The organism is Duganella radicis (assembly GCF_009720825.1).
GTDB classification, from domain to species: domain Bacteria; phylum Pseudomonadota; class Gammaproteobacteria; order Burkholderiales; family Burkholderiaceae_D; genus Rugamonas; species Rugamonas radicis.
This window is the reverse complement of the sequence record NZ_WNKY01000034.1, coordinates 1-15,364: the sequence shown is the minus strand read 5'-3', so window position 1 is coordinate 15,364 and position 15,364 is coordinate 1. Positions and strand designations below refer to the sequence as shown.

15 protein-coding genes are annotated in these 15,364 nt (G+C 61.7%); 9 read left to right on the top strand and 6 right to left on the bottom strand.

Features of this window, described 5'->3' with window-relative positions:
- Window positions 1–7: 7 nt before the first annotated feature.
- The 3 genes from GM676_RS22995 to GM676_RS22985 all read right to left on the bottom strand — a co-directional run bounded on the left by GM676_RS22995 (window position 8) and on the right by GM676_RS22985 (window position 2,801).
- Entirely contained in the window at window positions 8–772 is a 765-nt protein-coding gene (locus tag GM676_RS22995; protein WP_155466368.1) for an alpha/beta fold hydrolase, read from the bottom strand.
- A complete protein-coding gene (locus tag GM676_RS22990) occupies window positions 769–1,773 on the bottom strand; it encodes a M14 family zinc carboxypeptidase (protein WP_155466367.1) in 1,005 nt (334 codons plus the stop codon). The genes GM676_RS22995 and GM676_RS22990 overlap by 4 nt, the downstream gene beginning before the upstream one ends.
- Window positions 1,774–1,883: 110 nt before the next feature.
- Window positions 1,884–2,801, bottom strand: coding sequence for a LysR family transcriptional regulator (locus GM676_RS22985; RefSeq protein WP_155466366.1), 918 nt, complete (start codon window positions 2,799–2,801; stop codon window positions 1,884–1,886).
- A 94-nt stretch (window positions 2,802–2,895) separates the two neighbouring features.
- Between GM676_RS22985 and GM676_RS22980 the strand changes: the two genes are divergently transcribed.
- The 3 genes from GM676_RS22980 (at window position 2,896) to GM676_RS22970 (ending at window position 7,254) form a co-directional block, all read left to right on the top strand.
- Complete coding sequence (locus GM676_RS22980) at window positions 2,896–3,330, top strand: ester cyclase (protein ID WP_155466365.1); 435 nt, start codon at window positions 2,896–2,898, stop codon at window positions 3,328–3,330.
- 113 nt (window positions 3,331–3,443) lie between these two features.
- A complete protein-coding gene (locus GM676_RS22975) occupies window positions 3,444–5,057 on the top strand; it encodes an ABC-F family ATP-binding cassette domain-containing protein (protein ID WP_155466364.1) in 1,614 nt (537 codons plus the stop codon).
- 100 nt (window positions 5,058–5,157) lie between these two features.
- On the top strand, window positions 5,158–7,254 hold the full coding sequence (locus GM676_RS22970; protein WP_170304346.1) for a putative bifunctional diguanylate cyclase/phosphodiesterase: 2,097 nt from the start codon (window positions 5,158–5,160) through the stop codon (window positions 7,252–7,254).
- 31 nt (window positions 7,255–7,285) lie between these two features.
- Here GM676_RS22970 and GM676_RS22965 read toward each other — a convergent pair whose 3' ends face one another.
- Window positions 7,286–9,268 (bottom strand): glycoside hydrolase family 97 protein, encoded by a 1,983-nt coding sequence (locus tag GM676_RS22965; RefSeq protein ID WP_155466362.1) that lies wholly within the window; start codon window positions 9,266–9,268, stop codon window positions 7,286–7,288.
- Between the two features lie 118 nt (window positions 9,269–9,386).
- Window positions 9,387–9,881 (bottom strand): hypothetical protein, encoded by a 495-nt coding sequence (locus GM676_RS22960; RefSeq protein WP_155466361.1) that lies wholly within the window; start codon window positions 9,879–9,881, stop codon window positions 9,387–9,389.
- Between the two features lie 118 nt (window positions 9,882–9,999).
- Between GM676_RS22960 and GM676_RS22955 the strand changes: the two genes are divergently transcribed.
- The 3 genes from GM676_RS22955 to GM676_RS22950 all read left to right on the top strand — a co-directional run bounded on the left by GM676_RS22955 (window position 10,000) and on the right by GM676_RS22950 (window position 11,031).
- A complete protein-coding gene (locus tag GM676_RS22955) occupies window positions 10,000–10,266 on the top strand; it encodes a hypothetical protein (protein ID WP_155466360.1) in 267 nt (88 codons plus the stop codon).
- A 46-nt stretch (window positions 10,267–10,312) separates the two neighbouring features.
- Window positions 10,313–10,435 (top strand): hypothetical protein, encoded by a 123-nt coding sequence (locus GM676_RS32640; RefSeq protein ID WP_267875663.1) that lies wholly within the window; start codon window positions 10,313–10,315, stop codon window positions 10,433–10,435.
- A gap of 104 nt (window positions 10,436–10,539) precedes the next feature.
- Window positions 10,540–11,031 (top strand): arsinothricin resistance N-acetyltransferase ArsN1 family B, encoded by a 492-nt coding sequence (locus tag GM676_RS22950; protein WP_155466359.1) that lies wholly within the window; start codon window positions 10,540–10,542, stop codon window positions 11,029–11,031.
- Here GM676_RS22950 and GM676_RS22945 read toward each other — a convergent pair.
- Complete coding sequence (locus GM676_RS22945) at window positions 11,028–12,092, bottom strand: redoxin family protein (protein WP_155466358.1); 1,065 nt, start codon at window positions 12,090–12,092, stop codon at window positions 11,028–11,030. The two genes, GM676_RS22950 and GM676_RS22945, sit on opposite strands and share 4 nt — an antisense overlap.
- A gap of 141 nt (window positions 12,093–12,233) precedes the next feature.
- Here GM676_RS22945 and GM676_RS22940 point away from each other — a divergent pair, with 141 nt between their 5' ends.
- From GM676_RS22940 to GM676_RS22930, 3 genes are all read left to right on the top strand, one after another.
- Window positions 12,234–12,818, top strand: coding sequence for a hypothetical protein (locus GM676_RS22940; protein WP_155466357.1), 585 nt, complete (start codon window positions 12,234–12,236; stop codon window positions 12,816–12,818).
- Window positions 12,815–13,567: a KfrB domain-containing protein gene (locus GM676_RS22935; protein ID WP_155466356.1), complete on the top strand. Its 753-nt coding sequence runs from the start codon at window positions 12,815–12,817 to the stop codon at window positions 13,565–13,567. The genes GM676_RS22940 and GM676_RS22935 overlap by 4 nt, the downstream gene beginning before the upstream one ends.
- 134 nt (window positions 13,568–13,701) lie before the next feature.
- The gene (locus GM676_RS22930) at window positions 13,702–15,066 is read left to right on the top strand and encodes a hypothetical protein (RefSeq protein WP_155466355.1); all 1,365 of its coding nucleotides are present in this window, start codon (window positions 13,702–13,704) and stop codon (window positions 15,064–15,066) included.
- The last annotated feature ends 298 nt before the right edge of the window (window positions 15,067–15,364 follow it).

Here is a 15,364-nt window from a genome sequence, read left to right as displayed (position 1 = left end):
CGTTATTTTACCGCGCTTCGGCGGACGCCAGCCATTTTGCGACTTCCTGCGCCACCCACGGGCCGTCGTCCAGCGGCAGATCGTGGCCAGCATTGGGATGGATGGCATGCGGCGCTTGCCATGCATGGGCAAGGCGCGCGGAGCAGCGTGGGTCGACCAACTGGTCGCCGGCGCTGCTCAGGATCAGCAGCGGCACGGCGGGCTTGCGCGCCGGCGCGCGGAAGCGGGCGGCGGACCAGAGCTGGCGCAGCGCGTTCGCCCGCGTGACGGGGAACTCGCGCTGGTAATCCAGCCAGCGCGCCAGCAGGCCGGCGCGTTCGGCGGCATCGCCGCTGCGACTGGTCAGGCGCAGGATCAGGCGTTCCTGGTTTTGCACGCCGCCGCGCACCATCAGCTTGAGGATGGCCGGATAGTTCTGCCAGCGCAGCCGCTGGTGGAAACGGCTGTACGGACGCATGCTGGTGTTGATCAGCACGCAGCGCGCCAGCTCCTGCGGATAGCGGCTGGCCCACTCCACCGCCACCATGCCGCCCAGTGAAAGCGCCAGCAAGGAGTACGGCGCTTGCACGCCGCGCGCGCGCAAATCGGCGCGGCAGAATTCCACCATCTGCGCCACGCTGGTGGCGCTGCGCATGGCGTGGCGCCGGCCGTTGCCTGGCAGGTCGGGTGTGACGATGTGCGCGTCCGGCAGTCGGCCTGCCAACTCGCCGGGGAAGCGCCCCCAGTGGCGTTGTTCGCGCATCAGCCCACGCAGCAGGACCCAGCTACTCATGAGTGATACCACTGCGCCAGCGCGCGGCGGTGCTGCACCTTGCGCGCCATGCCTTCCGGCGTCCAGCGCCCATGGCTGCTGGCGGCGCGCATCAGGAAGTCGAACAGGATCAGGTGCCTCCGCAGCACGCGTTGCAGGCGGTGGCGCGCGGTGGGATTGAAGATGGCGATACGGTCGAAGATCTGGCGCGGATTTTTTTTCACCCACAGCCACGATCCCATCTCCAGCGTCAACGGCAGGAACACGTTGCTGCCGTTGAGGTAGAGGTAGTCCCACAGGTCGCCGTGCGTGCGGTACTGGCGGCTCTGCGGCTCGAATACGTAGTTGTGATTCGGGTAGGCGGTGCTGAACAATTCTTCCAGCGCACCGATATCGGCCAGGTGCGGGATTGGCGTTTTGGTGTGCGCATGCGGGAACCAGATGCGGTCGCGCAGGCCAAAGCCCGAGTGACAATCGAGCGCCATGCTGAACTGGCGCGACAGCAGCTCGCGCTCCACGATCTCGCACACGGCGCGGCTTTCCGGCTCCATCGGCGCGCCATCCGCACCGCGATACCACGGCAGGTGATGGCTGTAGCGCTGCCCGCCCAGCATGAACGGCACTTTTTCAATGGCGCTCAAAGGCGCGTTGCGCATCAGGTCCACGCCTTGCGGATTGCAGCGCGTGGCCTGCCACATGCCACCCGGGTTCACCAGCGGCATGAACACCAGCCGCATCGACTCCAGTTGCTGGTGCAAGGTGGCGTCCCAGCGCAGCCGCGCCAGCAGGCTTTCCATGAACGACAGCACCACCTGGGTGCCGATGCGCTCCAGCCCATGAATGCCGCCGAAGAAGCCCAGCGCCGGCACGTCCGGACTCGGATTGCCCAGCGCGATGGTGTAGACCGGGAACTGGCGGCCGTCCATGGCCACGGTGCAGGAAGTGCCAACTTCGAGATGCCGCCCGCCTTCGTCAATCAGGCGTTTGAGGGTGATGAGTTCGGGCAGATTCTTCTCGGGCATGGCGGGCGACGCAAAAAGATGTGATGCATAGTGTAGCCTATTGCCAGTCCGCCGTCGCCGCCAATTGGCGCGGCGTTTCGCGGAAGGACGGCAGGCCAGTCCGGAAGGTCCTAAGCCCTGCGCCCGCACACCAGCGCGATTTGCTGGCGCAGCCAGCGCTGGGCCGGATGGACGTCGTTGCGGCGATGCCAGTGCAACACGAACGGTACCGGCGCCAGCGCGATCTCCTTCGGCAGCGACAGCAGCGCAAGCTGGTCACGCAAGCCGCTGCTTTGCACCGCGCCTTCCATCATCGTCGCCAGCAGATCGCTGTTGGCGATGATGGCGGGCGCCGCATACATCTGCGGCAGGGTGACGGCGATGGCGCGCTTGCGCCCCAGCTGCGTCAGTACGGTGTCGACGTGGCCGACGCCGTCGCCTTCCGGCGATACCAGCAGATGCTGGCATGCCAGGAAGGCATCCAGCGTCATCTTCTTTTTTGTAAGCGGATGCTTCTTGCGCGCCACGCACACAAAGCGTTCTTCAAACAGCGGCAGGGTGGGAATGCGCGGCGTGCTGCCGCCCGGTACACCGATGGCGGCGTCGGCCTCACCGGCATCCAGCAGGGCGAGGGCGTCGTCGCGCGCGGTGAAGGAGCGGATGCGCAGCGTGATGCCGGGCGCCAGTTGCGACAGCCGCTTCTGCAAGGCCGGCAGCATGGTGAACGCCGGATGATCGGACATCGCAATCGTGAAGCGTATGTGAGAGCGATGCGGATCGAATTCCTGCGTGAATTCCAGCGTGCGCTGGATGCTGGCCAGCGCTTCACCCAGTGGAACGGCCAGTTCCAGCGCGCGCGGCGTCGGTTGCAAACCGCTGGCGCTGCGCACGAACAGATCGTCTTTCAGCAGCAGGCGCAGTCGCGACAGCGCCGCGCTCATGGCCGGTTGCGTGCGGCCGATGCGCACGCCCGCGCGTGTGACGTTACGCTCGCACATCAGCGCGTCGAAGGCCACCAGCAGGTTAAGGTCGATTCCATAAAGATCCATGAAATGGATAATACCGCATATCCATTATCGATTGGACTTGCGTGCCGCTGCGGCGCTACAGTGAGCGGGTCAATCGCTCACTTAGGAACACATCATGACCATGCAGGAAAACGGCCTGACCACGGCCCAGCAGCAAGCAATCGAAAACCTCTACCGTGCCTTCAATGAGCAGAATCCCGATCTGCTCGACCTGGCGGTGACTGAGGATTGGCAGGACATTCCGCTCGGCCCTGGCCAGCAGCCGGGCAGGGAAGGCATGCGGCCTATCGTCGCCATGTTCATTGCAGCCTTCCCGGACGTGAAGATCACGATCCACGACATCTTCGGCCGCGATGGACGCGCGGCGGTACGGGCGCAGATCACGGGCACGCATCGCGGCGAATTCTTCGGCATTCCCGCCACCGGCAAGCCGATCGCCATTGCCATTCACGAGTTCCACTGCCTGACGGAGGATCGCATCACCCATACCTGGCATCTGGAAGACTGGTTCGCGATGCTGAATCAGGTGGACGCGTGGCCGCCACGCTGATATATTTGGCGCTTCACACATGAGGTATTCGTCCGATGCGCAATTAATGTTGTTGTCCGCTTAACCACCAGTCCCGCCGGGACGGTTTTGACACATCATTATTGGGCTTCACCATGACGAATACCTGTCTGACGCTGGAAGGCGTCTTCTTCACGCTGGCCGACGGCCGTGTGCTTTTCCAGAAACTGAACGAAGCTTTCGACCAGCGCCGTACCGGTCTTGTTGGCCGCAATGGCGCGGGCAAGAGTGTGCTGGCACGTTTGATGGCGGGCGAACTGACGCCGTCATCCGGCCGCATCGTGCGTAGCGGCACGCTGCATTACCTGTCGCAGTACATCTCGCAGGAGGGCACGGTTGCGTCGCTGGCCGGTGTGCACTCCACGTTGGCGGCGCTGGCGCGCATCGAGAACGGCAGCGCCGACCCGGCCGATTTCGACGCCGTCGGGGAACGCTGGGATATTCGCGATCGCTTGCAGCAGGAGCTGGACCGCAACGGCTTGTCGCACCTGCGTCCCGATACGCCGGCGGCGGCGCTGAGCGGCGGCGAAGCGATGCGCGTGGCGTTGATCGCGGCATGGCTGTCCGAAGCCAGCTTCCTTATTCTTGATGAACCGAGCAACCATCTGGACCGCGCCAACCGCCTCGCATTGATGGCGCAGTTGCAGCGCTGGCCGCATGGCCTGCTGGTGGTCAGTCACGACCGCGAACTGCTGGAGGAGATGGAACGCATTGTCGAGCTGTCCTCACTCGGCTTGCGTAGCTATGGTGGTGGCTATTCGTTCTACGCCGAGTGCAAACGCAACGAAGAAGAAAGCGCGCGGCGTCTGCTGGACCAGCGCAAGCTGGAACGCAAGCGTGAGGCCCAAATCATGCGGGAGCAGCAGGAGCGACAGGCGCAGCGCAGCGCCAAGGGCGCGCGCGACGGCCGCGATGCGAATCAGGCCAGGATCCTGCTGGGCGGTCAAAAGAACCGTGCGGAAGGCAGCGCTGGCAAGCTGCGGCAGCGGCACGCGGCGCAGCAGGAAACCTTGTCGCAGCGGGTGCGCGAGGCCGCGCAGCAGGTCGCGCCTTGCGCCGCCATCGCCATGCACGCGATGACAGGGCCGCAGGCGGCGCGCTTGCGTATCGCGGAACTGGAGGATGTGGCGCTGCCCTATGCGCCCGCTGCCACGCACCATATCAGCCTGACCATCACTGGCCAGCAGCGCATCGGTGTGGTGGGGCCGAACGGTTGTGGCAAGTCGACCTTGTTAAAGCTGCTGGCGGGGCAGGTGGCGCCGCAGGCCGGGCGCTGCAAGGTGCGCGCGCGGGTGGCTTATCTGGACCAGCAACTGGCGCAACTGGTACCGCGGCATTCAGCGATCCAGCATCTGTTGGACGCCAACCGCGAGGCCGGCGAATCGGCACTGCGCACCCACCTCGCGCAAATGGGACTGGATGCGCAACTGGCCGCCGTGCCGGTCGCCACGCTGAGTGGCGGCGAGCGTTTGAAGGTGGCGTTGGCCTGCGCGCTGTACGCGCATCCGCCGGCGCAGCTGCTATTGCTGGACGAACCGAGCAACCACCTCGATCTGGCCTCGCTGGAAGCATTGGAAGCCATGCTGCGCCAGTATCAGGGCGCGTTGCTGGTGGTGTCGCACGATGAGGTATTCATGCAGGCGCTGCGCCTGAGCCATCGCCTGCACTGCGGCGCCGACGGATGGCATATGACAACAGTTTCGGAGTGAACGCTTACTGTCGGTTCGATACAGCATACATGAGAAAACGCGCGGTCCAATGTGTTACTGTCATCGCAGGTGGCGGACACCGGCGAGAGAAGGGAACAAGATGGACATCCATATGCTGGCCGTGATACGCGACCCAAGCGAACGCGCGTACCTTGAACAGACGTTGGGCGCCCTGTGCCGCGCTGAAGATGTGATCACGCTACAGTTTGCCTGCACGCTGGCAGAGCTCGGCCGTGCCGCCATCCCGCCGCCCGACCTGGTGTTACTTAGTCCGTCACTGCAACAAGACAGTCTGTTGGAATTCGGTGAGGCGCTGCGCGCTGTTTGTGGCGGTTCCCCTGTCATCGTGCTTGCGCACGATATCGCCCAGCTACAGGCGCGGCAGGAGCTCAAGCTGGGCGCGGTGGCTTATCTGGTCAATTCCACCCTCGGCCGGGAGCAGTTGCGGCAAGTGGTGCCATCGGTGGTGTCCGCCATGCGCCAGTGCCGCCGCCAGATGGGTGACCAGGCCCATGGAAAAGTCGTGCTGGACGCCATTGCCGACGCTGTCATCAGCACCAACGCGCGCGGCAGCGTCGATTACTGCAACCCGGCGGCGCGCCGTTTGCTGAATCTGAGCCTGGCGCAAATTCTCGACATGCCGGTCAATGAGCTGATGGTGCTGCACGACGCCAAATCGCAGAGCAAGCTGGAGCATCCGGTGTTGCAGGTGCTGGCCAGCGGCGAGGTGGTGCGGGTCGGCGGGGACTGCGTGCTAACCCGCCCTGACGGCATCGAACTGATGATCGAGGACGCCACCGCGCCGATTGCCGACCCGGACGGCCGTGTGCGCGGCGTGGTGATGGTGTTTCATGACATCACCACGGCGCGCGAGCTGCAAGCCCAGGTCGATCATCTAGCATGGCATGACTTTTTGACCGGCCTGCCTAACCGCTTTGCCGCGCAGCGCCACCTGAATCAGATCCTGGAGCAGGCGCGAGCGGATGACGCGCCGCTGGCGGTGATGTATCTGGACCTGGACAAGTTCAAGCTGGTCAATGACACGCTGGGCCATGCCGCCGGCGACGCGCTGCTGGTGTCGGTGGCGTCGCGGTTGCGGGCCTGCTTTCGCGTGGTGGACCTGATCAGCCGGCAGGGCGGCGATGAATTTGTGGTGCTGATGGCGCCCGGCACCAGCCGGCTCGATGCGACGCACGCCGCGCAGCGCATCAGTGCCGCCGTGGCCGCGCCGCATGAGATCGACGGCGAGCAAGTCCATATCGGTTGCAGTATCGGCATGGCGCTGTTCCCGGCCGATGGCGACAGTGGCGACGTGCTGCTGCGCCATGCGGATACGGCGCTGCATGCCGCCAAGGCTGGCGGACGCAACGGCTGGCGCTTCTTCCAGCCCGAATTGCTGAGTAACGCGATCGAGCGGCGCCAACTGGAGAACGGCTTGCGCCAGGCGCTCGGCGCCAGCGAGTTTGAGCTGTTCTACCAGCCGAAGATCCGTCTCAGCGACGGCGCCCTGTGCGGCTGCGAAGCGTTGCTGCGCTGGCAGCATCCCGCCTGGGGCTGGGTTGATCCGACCCGCTTCATCCGCAGTGCGGAAGAGTCGGGCTTGATCATTCCGCTGGGGCGCTGGGTGCTGCGGCAGGCCACCCGGCAGGCGCAGCGCTGGCAACACGCCGGGCAACTGCCGGGCGCGGTGGCAATCAATGTCTCGGCGCTGGAATTGCGCCAGACCGGGTTTGCCGACTATCTCAGCGACTGTTTGCGGCGCGCCGCGCTCGATCCTGCGGCGCTGCAACTGGAGCTGACCGAGTCGGCGCTGATGCGCGACATGCCGGGCGCCCAGGCCCTGCTCCAGCGCCTGAAAGGCATCGGCGTGTCGCTGGCGATAGACGATTTCGGCACCGGCTATTCCAGCCTCAGTTATCTGGCCGATTTTCCGATCGATATACTCAAGATCGATCGCAGTTTCGTGCACGGCATCGACCATGCCGTGTCGCGCCGCCAGACCTTGCTGCGCGCGGTGCTGGGGCTGGCCGGCAGCCTGTCGATTGCCGCCGTGGCGGAAGGGGTGGAAACCGTGCAGGAAGCCGATTTCCTGAACGACGCCGGATGCCCGCAGGGCCAGGGTTATTTTTACAGCCGGGCGGTCGACGCGCTGACCTTCGAGCGCATGTTCCTGGCCGCGCCGGCCGCCGCGCCCTGAGTGAGCGCGCGACCCGGCTGGCGCTGTATCCTTACGGTTTGATCACCGCCACCGCGCCGCCGGACGGCGCCAGCTTGAGCGTGATGCTCTGCGTGGCGTTGACTTTGGCGTCGCTGGATTTCAGGTGGCTGGCGTCGGCGCCGTCTTGCAGCAGGCGGGCATGGTACGAGCCTTTGCCGAGGAAGGACAGCGGCACTTTCAGCGTGCGGCCGGCTTCATTGGTCATGGCGCCGATGTACCAGGTGTCGCCCTTACGGCGGGCGGAGACGATGTACTGGCCGATGTCGCCGGACAGGATGCGGGTTTCGTCCCATGAAGTAGGCACGGTCTGGATGAACTCCGCGCCATCGGCCCACGAGCCGTCGGCATTCTTGTACGCGGCCGGGCTGTCGGACACCATCTGGAACGGGCTGTCGTACACCACGTACATGGCGACGGCCTGGCCGCGCGTGGTCATCACCTGCGGCTCGTGGTTGCGATGGGCGAAGGTGGGCGGCGTGGTGTTGTGGAAGCCGCCCGGCGTGTAATCCATCGGGCCGAGGATCATGCGCGTGAACGGCAGCGTGACGTTGTGCGTGGCGGTGATGCGCGCGCTCCACTTGTTGTTCTCTGCTCCCAGCACGCCTTCCTGCGTGATGTAGTTCGGCCAGGTGCGGTTGAGGCCATTCGGTGGATAAGCGCCGTGCAGGTCGACCATCAGCTTATGCTCGGCGGCCTTGCTCAGTACCTTGTGATACCAATCGACCATCTCTTGATCGTTGCGGTTCATGAAGTCCACCTTCACGCCCTTGATGCCCCAGGCGGCGTACTGCTTGAAGGCGGCATCCATTTGGTTGTCCAATTGCTGCCACTGCACCCACAGCCACACGCCCACGCCTTTCGATTTGGCGTATTGCATCAGGGCCGGCATGTCCATCTCCGGCTTGGCGCGGGTGACGTCGGCTTTTGGATTCGGCTCGACATCACTGCCCACCGACCAGCCTTCGTCGATCAGGATATCGTCCAGCTTCATCTCCTTCGAGAAGTCGATGAAGGCCTTGTAGGTGGCGGTGTTGACGCCCGCATTCGGCACGTTGACGGCCCAGTCGTTCCACCAGTCCCACGAGGTCTTGGATGGCTTGATCCAGCTGGTGTCCTTGATTTGCGACGGCGCCGCCAGTGTCGGGATCAGCGACGACGCGGTCAGGTCGCCCGGCGCCTCGCCTAGCATTACCACGCGCCATGGCGTCTGGAAGCCTTGTCCCTTGAGGGCTACTTGCGCGGAGACGGTTTGGCGGAAGCGGAAATCGCGGTTATTGTCGAAGCGCGGCGGCAGCGTGACCATCACGCCCAGACCCGCATCGCCACGGCCGGAAAGGAACAGGCCCGGATAGTCCTTCACATCCGATTCGGCGATGGCGAAGGTGGTAGCGCCGGCGCCGGTCTTGCACACCAGCGGTGCGATGTAGTTGTGGAAATTGCGGATGCCGGACGATTTGATCTTGTCGTATTCCGCTTCAAAGCTGGTGTCGAAGCGACCCATGTTGGCGCCCCAGCACTCGTAATCCTTGGCGAAGTTGAACTGGGTGGCTTCGCTCATCACCTTGAAGCTGGACAGCCCTTGCTGCTCCGGCACCACGTAGCGCAGGGCCACGCCGTTGTCGTAGGCGCGCACCAGCAGCTGGAATTGCGGCGCCTTGCCGTTGGCGGCAAACGCCAGTTGCGATTCGTTGAAATGATCGGGCGCGCTGCGCGCCTTGCCTACCACGATGTCGTACGTATCCTTGACGCTGCGTTCCGCATGTCCGCTCAGCTTCGCGCCCGGTCCGATGGCGCCGATGTCCAGATTGAGGCCCAGCGGCGACGGTTCGATGATGCGCTTGCCATCGCGGCTGACAGTGTAGGTCAGCTTGTCGCTGTCAACCGCCACCACGTTGCGCCCATCGGGCGATTTGACGGTGACGGTTTCCGCGTGGGCCGACGCGGCCAAAGTGATAAGCGCCAGCAGGCTTGCGGCGCGGATGTGATCTGACATGGGGTCTCCGGGATTTTACTTATGCCCTCATTGTGCAATCAGCAACGCGGCGCCGCAATTATGAAATTTACCAAGCGCCGGTATGTTTATTCACCCGTGACGCAACAGCCCGCACGCTTCACTCGAACTGAATGCGCGTGATGTAGTAGGGGCTGTAGGCGTTGGCCTGTCCCTGCCAGGCGATGCCGTCGATGGTCTTGCCTTCGGCGGCCAGCTCCTTGAGCGGGACTTCGACCTGGGTCCAGGTCTTGGCCTTGGGCTGGATAGTGAAGTTGGAATCGACCGGTTTGCCGTCGATCATGACCTTCACCATCAACGTCTGGCCGCCCTGACCACCGCCGTTGATGGCGAAGGTGAGCTTGGTGTAGCCGGCGGTGGGGAAGGCGTCGTGGTGCAGCGCCAGCGCGCTCCACGGATCGCCCTGCACCTTGATCGGCTTGACGCCGCCAGCCGGCACGGCCAGATCGACCTTGGCCCAGCTCCAGCTTTGCCAGCCGTTCTTCAGTTCGTCGTCGTACACGACAAAGGGTTGGGCTTGGGCCAGCGCGGGTTTGGCCAGCAATGCGGCGGCCAGGCTGGCCACGGAAGCGATGAATTTACGACGGGTGTGCATAATGTCTCCTTTCGAATTTTTCTGAAAAATGTACTGACTTGCAGATTGCTTTTCAATAAAACTCTGCATTTGAGGAGATGTTTAGTCGTGCTCGCGCAACGCGGCGTACAATACCGGCATGCGCCGACTTCGTTTCCTGTTCCTGCTGCTGGTATTTGTGTTGAGTTCATCCGCCCAAGCGATGGCCTCGATGCACAAGTGCTGTCCGTCGGCGGCATGCGATATCAGCCAGTGCATCGACATGGGCTGCGCGCCCCCCGCGCCGGCCATGGCCTTCAATCGCCAGGCCGCGGTGCTGCCGCTGGGCGCGGCGCCGGTGTACGCCTTGCCGGTGACGACGCGCTTGTCCGATCCGTATGAGGAAGTGTGGACGCCGCCGGACTGACCACGTCATCCCCGCAACCGTCCCATTCACTCAATAAGGAAACATCATGAAAACCACCAAATTTGTAGTGGCCATCGGCCTGCTTCTGAGTTCGGCCATGGCGCTGGCCGCCAACGCCGGTTGCTGCGGCGATGCGCTTTGCTGCATCAAGATGCTGCTCTGCTGCTAAGCGCCGCTGACTGAAAAATGGCCCGTCGGCCTGAGCGCGCTCAAAATCGCGCTCAGTGCGGACGGGCCATTTTTGTTAGCATGCTAGAAAACTCGGGAGCAGCCATGCAGATTCGTGACGCCGTCGCCGACGACGCCAAGGCGATAGCCGCCATTTACAACCCCTTCATCGCCAACACCACCATCAGCTTCGAGGAGGAGCCGGTCACCGATGCCGCGATGGCGCAGCGCATCGCCGATGTGCAGGGCGGCGGCTTGCCGTGGCTGGTGGCCGAGCGTGACGGCAAGGTGGTGGGCTACGCCTACGCCACCAAGTGGCGCGTGCGCCATGCCTATCGCTTTTCCGTCGAGAGCTCGGTATACCTCGCGCCCGGGAGCGCGGGGCAGGGCCTGGGCTCCGCGCTGTACGCGGCGCTGTTTGAACGGCTGACCGCGTGCGGCTGCCATCTGGTCATCGGCGGCATCGCCTTGCCGAACGCCGCCAGCGTCGCGCTGCATGAGAAGATGGGCTACGAGAAGGTGGCCCACTTCCGCGAAGTCGGCTTCAAGTTCGGCCGCTGGCTGGATGTGGGCTACTGGCAAAAGACGTTAAATTAGCCGAAGGTGAAGGCGAAGGCTTCGGCGCCCTTGTCGAGGAAGCGCACTTCGAAGCGGCGCTCGCGCACCTTGCCCGACTGGCGCACCAGCTGATACAGGCGGGTGGCGTCGATCACGCCGTTGCCGTCGGCGTCGATGTCGGCGCCATGATCGGCGCCCGGCGCCCGGCCGTCGAGCGTGACCTTGATCCGCACCTTGCGGCCGGCGCCGCCGGGACCGGCGACCAGATGCAGGTCCCGCGCGCTGAACTGGTAAGCGATACCGGCATTGGTCTCGTCGGAGACGGCACTTTCGCCGCCGACCACCCATTGGCCGGACAGACCCCACTGGTTCAGGGGCAGCTTGTCCACCGCATACATCTGCGAACGGTCTTCGCGCAGCTTGGGCGTGGCGCGGTAGTTTTCCGCCTTCTGATAGCCGACGTAGGTTTCGCCTGAATTCAGGCTGGCCAGGTCGGGCAGCATTTGCTCGTCGTTGGCGACGGGATTGACCAGCGAGGTGTCGACCGGACCGGGACGGGCCTCGGCCAGCAGCGACTGGATGGCGCGCTCCATCTTGTCGTAGCCACCCTCGCCGAACTGGTGATGGCGCAGCATGCCATTGGCATCGGCCAGATACAGCGCCGGCCAGTACTGATTGCCCCACGCGCGCCAGATCTGCTGGCGGCTGTCGACGGCGATCGGATAATCCATCTTGAAGCGGCCGACGGCGGTGTTGATGTTGACCAGGTCTTCCTCGAATTTGAATTCCGGCGTGTGCACGCCGACCACCACCAGCCCGCGTTCGCGGTACTTCTCGGCCCAGGCGCGGATGTAGGGCACGGTGCGGATGCAGTTAATGCACGAGTACGTCCAGAAATCGACCAGCACCACCTTGCCGCGCAACTGCTGCGGCGTCAGCGGCGCCGAGTTGAGCCAAGTGGTAGCGCCAGTGAAGCCGGCTAAGCGGCCTTCGACCGGCAGGTTGCTGCGGTAGGGCGGCTCGGCGGCAATCGTAGGCGCACCGGCAATCGCCAGCATGACGGCCGCGCAGGCGGCGGCGAGGATGTTCTTGGTTTGCATGGGGGATGGCGGTTCGTTGAGTCTGGCCGATTGTAGTCTCGCCTTGGCGGCCTGCCATCTCCCGATCGGGTAGATTCTTGACCGGCAAAGCGCATTATGTCAGCATGGGACATCGAACGTCCTATGTTGACAAGGTGTGACATGGAAACCACGCTAAAAGAGCGTTTAAAAAACACGATCAAGAAATCCCGCCATGACGTTTTCCTTCGCGACGATTTTGCGAAACTTGGAGGCACTTACCGCCAACTGAGTCGCGCGCTGAGTGAGCTGCAACGTGAGCAGGTGCTGATGCGTGCTGGGTATGGGCTATATATGCGCCCGACCGTGCGTGAAGTGGAAAAGAGTATCGAGCAGATACAGCAGCGTCTCGGACGTCGTGTGCGTCGCGAGGTGACGATCGGCGGCATTACTGTGCAACTTGGCATGCCGTCCAGCACGCCTAACAAACAGGACCTTCAGGATCGCCGGAAACTTGTCATGGCCCGGCTCATTACTGAAAAATTTGCGGTGCCTGTCATTCGTCAACGCAGTCTGGAGAATATGGAGCGCTGGCAAAAAAATGGAGTCTGGGTATCTGCATTCGAGGAATGGCGTGAGTTGCTGACCAGAGGGACGGACCAGCAGGTGCTGGCGGTCTTGACGGGGCTGGATGAAAAATCGAACCGCCTGCGCCAGTCGGCCCCATATGCGGGGTTGCTGACGCAAGCAGAGGTGGAGGCTATTTGAATATCGAACAACTCCAGCATCTGTTGCGGGCCTCGGCGCAAATTGTTGGCGATGATCAGTTTATTGTTATCGGCTCGCAGTCCATCCTCGGCAAGTATCCGAATGCTCCAGCAGAGTTTCTGTGGTCCACGGAAGCCGATTTGATCGCGAAGAATAAGCCGATGCAAACGGATAAACTGGACTCAATTGGTGAACTCAGCCAATTCCATGAAACGCATGGGATTTACGCAGACCCAGTGTCGGAAAATACAGCGATATTGGCAAAAGGCTGGAAGGGCCGCTTGGTCAACATCGTCGCATACGGCACAGCAGGGCAGACGGTGACGGGCCTGTGTCTGGATCCGCATGATCTGTTTGTTTCCAAAGTTGCCGCCGCCCGTGAGAAAGACATGGAGTTTGTGCGTGCCATGATTGAGCACTATATGGTGGACCGCAACCGCGTCCTGCAACTGGCGGCCTCTGTGCCGAATCCCGCCGACGATTTACTGCGCTCGCGCCGCATCGTGGCGTGTATCGATAGCCTGTATGCGGAGATGCCGGAACATCAACTTGCCCATATCGATGTGGCGAACGGCAGGTATACGGGGAACATCGTTGGTGTGTCGGCCACAGTGGTGCAGCAGATGACGGCCGGTGATGAAATCGTCTCCCATCAGACTAAACAGATAGACTACGTTCCAGCGTTGGGTGACCTGTGTACAGTGCAATATCGGGGCGGGCGAGCCAACGTGGTCACGCACAAGAGCTAGCAGACGGTAGCGGCAAGGGAGCCGGGCGTTGAACGCTCCGGTTTCGCGGCACGCGATTAAATTGACACCGTCCCAGTGGCTTGTCTGTATATCTTTGAGCAGTTTGGACCACGAGTGAATGGGCGGGATAGCCTATGTTGACAACCTTCTTCTATCCATATTTTTTGCTGATTTATGGAGCATCATGGAATGTTCAGCAAAGTCTCGAAGGCATGGGCATAAGGTCGTCCAGCTTTGTCGAATATGATGGTGGTGGCCATGTCATGTCGAGCTATTGGTCGCCCGGACAGGCGTTGTTGCCAATTATGGGCTTGTTGGTCGTGCTGACCTTGGCGTTGTCCATGTCGATAGTCCTGGCTGGCTATATATTGCGTCGCAAGACTGGCGCTGCATTGGCGATTTTGTTGTTGTGTTTGCCCGGCGTGCTGAATTTGCTGTCGTTATGGCCGGTAATGCCCCTGATCCCGGATACGTTTGTCATTAGTGGCAATGGCGTATTGGGGAGCGGCTGGGGGATTTCGCCACTGCTTGGTTTAGGGGTGCTTGCTGGTTGGAGCGGTTTGATACTTCTCAGCGATCTATTACGATTGGGGGAAAATTTCGGCCATGTGTACGACCATTTTTGGTGTGTGTCCGGTGTTGTCGCGGCGATATTTTTTGTGGCTGACTCTCAAGTCGGCGAGCACTCCCGCGATTTGCAAGACAGTGTGAGTACCGTGCAACAGGCTAGCGCGTATTTGTCGAGGCAAGCAATTACTTATGATCAGTGGTGCAGCGCTAATCAACAACAAAACAGTGCTTCATGTCGTTGGGCCGCCAATGTTCAGCAAAAGCTGCTGGATTATTCGACACAAGGCGCCAAGCTTTATCGCGAGTTCGGGCCTAGATCGGCTTCGGATGTTTATTCTGTATATGGGCGCAGGGTTGAGCCAACGGAGGTGGCCGCTATAAGAACTGAGATTATGTCCTATAACGCAATAATCTGTCCGATCAAGCAACTTGGGCCGGGAGTATGGCAACTCACTCAGTCGGCACGTTGCCTTATGACGCCGGCCGAGTATTGTTTTGCGTTTCCTGAGCCGCTCCGTGGAAAAATTAAAAGTGATCAGATAGGCGAAACCGCCGCTCTTTCCAGTGAATGTATTGTTCCAGCTTTGGTCGCCCTTCGTGAACGCCAGGAGAAATTGCTGAATAAGGTCAGTGAGGATCTCAATGCCAAGCATTATCGATGGATTTACTACTTATTGTTTTCCCTGGTGGTGGGCGGGAAAATTGCCATCTCTACGGTTAAGCTGTTGGCCATGCATCTGCGAACAGAAACAGAGTCCCGCCGCAGTCTGTATTTGCTCAAGCAGTTTCGGTCCCTTGCATTGCTACTGTCTCGCTACTGCTTCAGCGCAGTGAGGCGATATATGGTTTGGGGACGGGGTCAGATGAGAAAAGCCAGAATCTATTTTCGGCTAATTCGTCGCCAGCATCAGCGCAAAATAGATCACTGATAGCCTTTACCAAAACTCTCTTGTTCGTTTGCTGATAGGACGGAACGGAGTTTCTGGAGATCTTTTGGGGCAACTTTGATGATTTGTGAGCTTATTTTGACAATTGGTCACGCAATCGTCGCGCGACAAATACAGTGGCAATTGCAGGTTAGCTAAATCATGCACTTACAATATAGTGGCCCCCGAATTTGAGACGGTGGTTTAAGCTGTCGTCCGTGAAAGGATGATAGCGCATGAGTGAAGGCAAAAAACGCAGGGTACACACGGCGGAGTTCAAGGCCAAGGTTGCTCTGGAGGC